We start from the raw sequence: 6,284 nt of genomic DNA, 5'->3' as shown, positions 1-6,284 counted from the left end.
ATGAGCCGCTGGCCTATATCACCGGCCATAAGGAATTCTGGGGGCTGGATTTCCTCACCACCCCCGCCACCCTCATTCCCCGCCCGGACACCGAAACGCTGATCGAGGCGGTGCTCGCCTCCGGCCAGCGCCCGGCGCGCATTCTGGATCTGGGCACCGGCACGGGCTGCCTGCTGCTGTCCGCCTTGCATGAGCTGCCGGAGGCCTTCGGTGTCGGGGTCGACCTCAACCCGAACGCCGCCACCCTCGCCCGCGCCAACGCTCAGCGCCTGGGTCTGGCGGCGCGCAGCGCCTTTCTCGCCGGCAGCTGGGCCGATGCGATTTCGCAGCGCTTCGATCTGGTGCTCTCCAACCCGCCTTATATCGAAACCGGGGATCTGGCCGGGCTGATGCCGGATGTGCGCGCCTATGAGCCCGCCACCGCCCTGGATGGCGGCGCCGATGGCCTCATCGCCTATCGCGCCATCATCGCCGATCTGCCCCGCCTGCTCACCCAGGATGGGCAGGCGGTGCTTGAACTTGGCATCGGCCAGGCGCATATGGTGGATGAGTTGGCACGCCAGGCCGGTTTCGAGACCGTGCTGCGCCGCGATATTTCCGGCATAGAGCGCGCCATCAGCCTCAAATTCTGCAAATAAGCGATTGGCAGAATGAATTTTTACCGCTAAGCACGGGCGGCGCGGGCAGTTTTGTCCACGAGTCGCCGGGCATGAAACCGGCGCCAAAAAGGGCGTTGCATGTATATGCCGCACCGCGCAAGCCAGCAGACGAGGATAGACACGAGCCGATGAATATGAAGCGCATGCGTGGACGCAACCACCGTTCCGGTGGCGGCGGCGGCGGCGGGTTTCGCAACCAGCAGAATGGTATTCCGCTCAACCGTAATCATGTGTTCGACAGCTCCGGCCCGGAAATGCGGGTGCGCGGCACCGCTCAGCAGCTTTATGACAAATATACGCAGCTGGCCCGCGATGCCGCCTCCTCCGCCGACCGGGTGTTGAGCGAGGGATATTACCAGCACGCCGAGCATTATTTCCGTATCGTCAGCGCCATCAACGCCGCCCAGGGCCTGCCGCCCCCGGGCCAGGGCGGGCAGCAGAATAATGGTGAGCCGCGCTATCAGAACGGCAATCAAAGCGAGTATCAGGGCGAGGGCGAAGGCCAGGCCCCGCGTGAATACCGCAATGAGCAGCGCGAGCCCCGCGAAAACCGCGACAATCGCGAGCCGCGGGAATTCCGGGATAATCGCGAAAATCGTGATAACCGGGACAATCGTGATAACCGCCAGGAGCGCCGCTTCGAGCCGCGCAACCGTCCGGATTTCCAGCCCCGCGACAACCGCCAGGAAAATCGCCACGAAAACCGCCAGGACCGCCCCGAGCGCCCTTATCGCCCGGCCGCGCCGATCGCTGATACGCCGATCGACATCAGCTCCGCCCTGGAAGCTGAACTGCGCGCCGCCCAGCAGGAGCCAGCCGGCATCGGCGCGCAGCCCGAGGTGAGGCAGGAGCAGCCGGAGCCGCGCGCGATTCCCATCGTCGCCGATGCCCCGCCCGCCAACGCCCCGGAACTCACCTTGACCGAGCCTGAGGCCAAACCGGCGCCGAAGCGCCGTGGCCGCCCGCCGCGCGCCAAAGCCACCGAACCGGCGGCGGAATAATCTCCGCCGCCTCAATTCCCAAATAAAAAGCCCGGCAAAAGCCGGGCTTTTTTCATGAAATGACGGCAGGCGCTTTTATTTCGGCGCCAGCACCATCACCATCTGGCGCATTTCCAGCTTCGGCATCTGCTCGACCTTGGTTTCCACCTCCATGTCGCCACGGATGCGCTCCAGCACTTTCACGCCCAGCTCCTGGTGGGCCATCTCGCGGCCGCGGAAGCGCAGAGTGACCTTCACCTTGTCGCCTTCGCCGATGAAACGCTTCATCGCGTTCAGCTTCACCATGTAGTCATTATCGTCGATATTGGGGCGAACCTTCACCTCCTTGATCTCGACGACCTTCTGCTTCTTGCGCGCCTCGTTACGCTTTTTCTGCTGTTCATATTTGAACTTGCCGTAATCGAGGATCTTGGCGACGGGCGGCTCCGCGTTCGGGCTGATCTCGACCAAGTCGAGGCCCACGGCGTAAGCACGCGCGATGGCGTCACGGGTGCTGATCACACCGATCATTTCACCATCCTGGTCGATCAGACGAACCTGCGGGATTCTGATTTCTTCGTTAACCCGGGGGCCCTCGCGTGAGGGAGGGGTGGGTGGCGCTGGCGGTCTGGCTATAGGAAAGTCTCCTGTTTCGATTGCTGGAACCGGCATAAGCCCAATTTGTGACGAAAAGCAATGCGCTATCGCTCATGGCCGGGGCCTGTATCGCTCAGATAACGCGAAGCGCGCGGATTTCAACGGTTTACTGTTCAGAACAGAAACTCGCGCCGCGCATTCCAGTGCTCCACCAGGGCACGGGCCTCGCGCGACTCATCCAGCAATTTTCCATGCTGGCGGGCCAGCTGCTCGGTCATGTGCAGAAAGGCGGAGAGCGCCTTCAGGCCAGGATCGCTCGGGGTCGTGTAAGAGAGCGGGCCGCCGAGATAGGCCAGGGGCGCCTCGACCGCCCGGGATTTGTCGAATTCCTGCGCGAAAAAGCCGGGATTATGCAGCAGCTCACCCGGCTTGTCGCGCAGCGTCTCATAGGGGGAGATATAATGCTGGGAGAAATAATCATCCTGGCCGCCAGCCGCCAGCGCCTTCATCCGCCCCGCCGCCCATTTCTGCATCGCCTGCCAGGCCGAGCGGCGCGGGTAATGCGCCAGCCAGGTTTCGGGCAAAGGCACCGGCGCCACCTCCTGGCCTTGTAGAAACACACCATGATTCCCCGCCCCCGCCACCAAGCCGGGAATTTTCGCCCGGGCGATGACCTTGATGACATGGCTGGGCGCGGCCATGCGCCAGCGCAGCCGCCAGGGCACCACCAGCTCCGCCGCATCCTCGCCGCCGACCTGGCCGTAATTCGCCAGCTCCAGGCTCAGCACCGGGGCATCGGCGGGCAGCAGCGTCACCAGCGGCGCGCTGGCCGGTGTGGCCACGAACTCATCCGCATCCAGAAACAGCACCCAATCCGCGCCCAGCACCTGCGACGCCGCCTGATAGCCCCAGCTATTCACCGCGATTTCATCGAAACTCACCGCATGGCTGCGAAACACCCGCAGCGGAAAGCCTTCCTTCAGCAGTTCCTGCAAGATCTCCAGCGTGCGATCCGTGCTGCCATTATCAAGAAACAGCATCTCATCCACATGCGCGGCATGGTGGCGCACGAACGCCTCGACGATATCGTCCTCATTCAATATCCGCGTGAAGGACACGATTTTAGTCACTGTGGCGCTCCGTCTGCGCCAGGATTTATGCGCAAGCGCCGTGCCGGCGTCCAGCCGCCTGCATCGTCTTGGCAAGCTGGGGATTTCAGGTGAAGACACCGCCATGAGCCTGTCCATCCGCCCCGCCGCGCCCGAGGATGCACCCGCCATCTGGGACATCCTCGCTCCCATGCTCGCCGCCGGCGAGACCTACGCCCTGCCGCGCGACTGGTCGCGCGCGCAGGCCCTGGCCTATTGGCTGGCGCCGGAGAAACACTGCTTCGTCGCCGAATATGAAGGTCAGATCGCCGGCACCTATTATCTGAAGGCCAACCAGGCCGGCGGCGGCGCGCATGTCGCCAATTGCGGCTATGTCAGCGCGGGCTGGGCCGGCGGGCGCGGCATCGCCCGGGCCATGTGCGCCCATTCGCTGGAACAGGCCCGCGCCGCCGGGTTTCGCGCCATGCAGTTCAATCTCGTGGTCAGCACCAATCACCGCGCCATACGGCTCTGGGAGCAGATGGGCTTTGCCACCATCGGCCGGCTGCCCGGCGCCTTTCACCACCCCAGCGCAGGCGATGTCGACGCCTTGGTGATGTTCCAGCGCCTCGCCCCTCTTGTCCCGGCGCATAAATAGAATGATATAGTATATCATCCTAAACATCAGATACTTGATAATGATTATCATTTACATTTAAATGAGCGTCATCGAGGACGATGCGGCCTTCCGGCCGGACAACAAAGAGGGGTCATCATGGACGTTTTCATTTCATGGCGCGGGGCCAGCCTGGGCGCGCTGCTCACCGCGCTGGCCGGGCCAGCACTGGCGCAGCAGGCGGACAGCACCGGGCTGCTCGGCAATTGGGGCGGGCTGAAGCCGGCCCTCGCCGCGCATGGCGTCAGCGTCAACATCACCGATTCGGAAAATCTGCTGGGCAACACCACCGGCGGGCTGAAAACCGGCGCCACCATGCAGGGTGTCACCACCATGACCATGGATATCGACACCGCCAAGGCCTTCGGCCTGGCCGGCGGCAGCTTCCATGTCTCCGCCCTGCAGCTGCATGGCCGCCCGCTGAGCCAATATTATCTAGGCGACATCCAGACCGCCAATGGCAATGAGGGCGAAAACGCCTCCCGCCTCTGGGAACTCTGGTACGATCAGCAGATCGGCCCGAAATTCGACGTCAAAATCGGCCAGCAGAGCATCGATAATGAATTCATCGGCAGCACCTATACGGCGCTGTTCGTCAACACCATGGCTGGCTGGCCGGTGGTGCCCTCCGCCGATCTCTATGGCGGTGGCCCGGCCTATCCGCTCTCCTCGCTGGGCGTGCGCGGCCAGTTCAAGCCGAGCGAGCATGTCGCCATCCTGGCCGGCGTCTATGATGACGATCCCGGTGCTGGCGCCTTTACCGCCGACCAGCAGGCGCTGGATCCGCGCGGCGGCCGCTTCTCGCTGAAGAACGGCGCGCTGTGGATCGCCGAGCTGCAATACAGCACCAAGCTGCTCGGCCTGCCCGGCACCTACAAGCTCGGCGGCTGGTACGATTCCGCCAATTTCGCCGACCCGCTCTACGGCTATAACCATCGCGGCAATTACAGCCTCTACGGCGTGGTCGATCAGACAATCTGGCAGTCGCCCCAGCGCAGCGCGCAAACTTTGAACGTCTTCGGCCGCATCATGGGCGCGCCGTCCGACCGCAACCTGGTCGATTTCGGCTTCAATGGCGGCCTCACCCTCACCGCCCCGCTGCCCGGCCGCGACAATGACCAGGCCGGCATTGATTTCGGCGTGGCGCATGTTTCCTCGCGCGCCGCCGATGCGGTGATCGCCGCCGGCGCCAGCCGCCACCCGGGCACCGAGACGCTGATCGAGGCCACCTACCAGGCCCAGGCCACACCCTGGCTCGTGCTGCAGCCGGACATTCAGTACGTGATCAACCCGGCCGGCGGCGTCGATGATCCGAACAATCCCGCCAGGCGGCTCGGCAATGAGCTGGTGGTGGGGCTGCGCGGCATCGTCACGTTCTGAAAGTAAGATGTGGGGACTTTTTGAAAAAAGTCCCCATCCTCCGGCGGCTTTCCACCGCCGCTGCGCGGCGGCGGAACCTTGGCCGCCTACGCCCCTCAAAAACTTTTGCTCTTTTGGGTCTCGGGCTATGCTGGGCCATGGCCCAAAAACAAAGCTATGAAAAAACCCTCCGCCATCTGCAGATCGAGCTGGTGAAGCTGCAACGCCACGTCATCGAACGCGGCCAGAAATTGCTGATCATCCTGGAAGGGCGCGACACCGCCGGCAAGGATGGCACCATCAAGCGCATCACCGAGCATCTCTCCCCGCGCGACATCCGCATCGTCGCCCTGCCCAAACCCTCCGATACCGAAACCACGCAATGGTATTTCCAGCGCTATGTCGCGCATCTCCCCGCCGCCGGGCAGATCGTGCTGTTCAACCGCTCCTGGTATAACCGCGCCGGGGTGGAGCGGGTGATGGGGTTCTGCACCGAGCATGAATATCATGAATTCATGCGCACCGTGCCGGTGTTCGAGGCCATGCTGGCGGAAGCCGGCGTCACCATCGTCAAATATTATCTCGATATCGACGCCAAGGAGCAGAAGGCCCGCATCGAGGCCCGCCGCGACGATCCGCTGAAGCAATGGAAAATCAGCCCGATCGATGAAAAGGCCCTGGCGCATTTCGACGATTACACCAAGGCCCGCGACGCCATGCTGCTGGCCACCGACAGCGCCGCCGCCCCCTGGATCGTGGTCCGCGCCGACGACAAGAAAGCCGCGCGCCTCGCCATCATCGCGGATCTGATCACCCGCATCGATTACAAGAACGCCAAATCCCACGCCATCGACGGCCAGATCCTCTGCCGCTTCGACGAAACCTGCCTAAAAAACGGCATGCTGGCGCGCTAAAACTCTCTAAC

7 protein-coding genes are annotated in these 6,284 nt (G+C 63.3%); 5 read left to right on the top strand and 2 right to left on the bottom strand.

Going from position 1 to position 6,284, the window contains the following annotated elements; all coding sequences use genetic code 11:
- Both prmC and MXAZACID_RS20425 read left to right on the top strand, forming a co-directional pair.
- The coding region (gene prmC, locus MXAZACID_RS03365) for a peptide chain release factor N(5)-glutamine methyltransferase (RefSeq protein ID WP_008492664.1) at nt 1-638 on the top strand (638 nt) is incomplete at its 5' end.
- A gap of 164 nt (nt 639-802) precedes the next feature.
- Nucleotides 803-1,660 carry a DUF4167 domain-containing protein gene (locus MXAZACID_RS20425; RefSeq protein ID WP_371137070.1) on the top strand — a complete coding sequence of 286 codons (858 nt, stop codon included), beginning with the start codon at nt 803-805 and terminating at the stop codon, nt 1,658-1,660.
- Nucleotides 1,661-1,735: 75 nt separating this feature from the next.
- Here the strand turns inward: MXAZACID_RS20425 and infC are convergent, their stop codons facing one another.
- Together infC and MXAZACID_RS03350 are read right to left on the bottom strand one after the other, a co-directional pair.
- Nucleotides 1,736-2,311 carry a translation initiation factor IF-3 gene (gene infC, locus MXAZACID_RS03355; RefSeq protein WP_051060167.1) on the bottom strand — a complete coding sequence of 192 codons (576 nt, stop codon included), beginning with the start codon at nt 2,309-2,311 and terminating at the stop codon, nt 1,736-1,738.
- A 98-nt stretch (nt 2,312-2,409) separates the two neighbouring features.
- Complete coding sequence (locus MXAZACID_RS03350; RefSeq protein ID WP_039884690.1) at nt 2,410-3,366, bottom strand: glycosyltransferase family 2 protein; 957 nt, start codon at nt 3,364-3,366, stop codon at nt 2,410-2,412.
- A 103-nt stretch (nt 3,367-3,469) separates the two neighbouring features.
- Between MXAZACID_RS03350 and MXAZACID_RS03345 the strand changes: the two genes are divergently transcribed.
- The 3 genes from MXAZACID_RS03345 to ppk2 all read left to right on the top strand — a co-directional run bounded on the left by MXAZACID_RS03345 (nt 3,470) and on the right by ppk2 (nt 6,273).
- On the top strand, nt 3,470-3,982 hold the full coding sequence (locus MXAZACID_RS03345; protein ID WP_051060165.1) for a GNAT family N-acetyltransferase: 513 nt from the start codon (nt 3,470-3,472) through the stop codon (nt 3,980-3,982).
- A 117-nt stretch (nt 3,983-4,099) separates the two neighbouring features.
- On the top strand, nt 4,100-5,380 hold the full coding sequence (locus tag MXAZACID_RS03340; protein WP_008492658.1) for a carbohydrate porin: 1,281 nt from the start codon (nt 4,100-4,102) through the stop codon (nt 5,378-5,380).
- Between the two features lie 137 nt (nt 5,381-5,517).
- Complete coding sequence (ppk2, locus tag MXAZACID_RS03335; RefSeq protein ID WP_008492657.1) at nt 5,518-6,273, top strand: polyphosphate kinase 2; 756 nt, start codon at nt 5,518-5,520, stop codon at nt 6,271-6,273.
- Nucleotides 6,274-6,284 lie beyond the last annotated feature (11 nt).

This window comes from Acidocella sp. MX-AZ02, from assembly GCF_000306035.1.
In the GTDB taxonomy this organism is placed as follows: Bacteria; Pseudomonadota; Alphaproteobacteria; order Acetobacterales; family Acetobacteraceae; genus Acidocella; species Acidocella facilis.
This window is presented reverse-complemented; position numbering and strand designations above follow the sequence as displayed.

Excerpts from the sequence above, each read along its gene's own strand:
- MXAZACID_RS20425 (WP_371137070.1), top strand. The coding sequence starts at position 803 with ATGCGTGGACGCAACCACCGTTCCGGTGGCGGCGGCGGCGGCGGGTTT.
- infC (WP_051060167.1), bottom strand. The coding sequence starts at position 2,311 with ATGCCGGTTCCAGCAATCGAAACAGGAGACTTTCCTATAGCCAGACCG.
- MXAZACID_RS03345 (WP_051060165.1), top strand. The coding sequence starts at position 3,470 with ATGAGCCTGTCCATCCGCCCCGCCGCGCCCGAGGATGCACCCGCCATC.
- MXAZACID_RS03340 (WP_008492658.1), top strand. The coding sequence starts at position 4,100 with ATGGACGTTTTCATTTCATGGCGCGGGGCCAGCCTGGGCGCGCTGCTC.
- ppk2 (WP_008492657.1), top strand. The coding sequence starts at position 5,518 with ATGGCCCAAAAACAAAGCTATGAAAAAACCCTCCGCCATCTGCAGATC.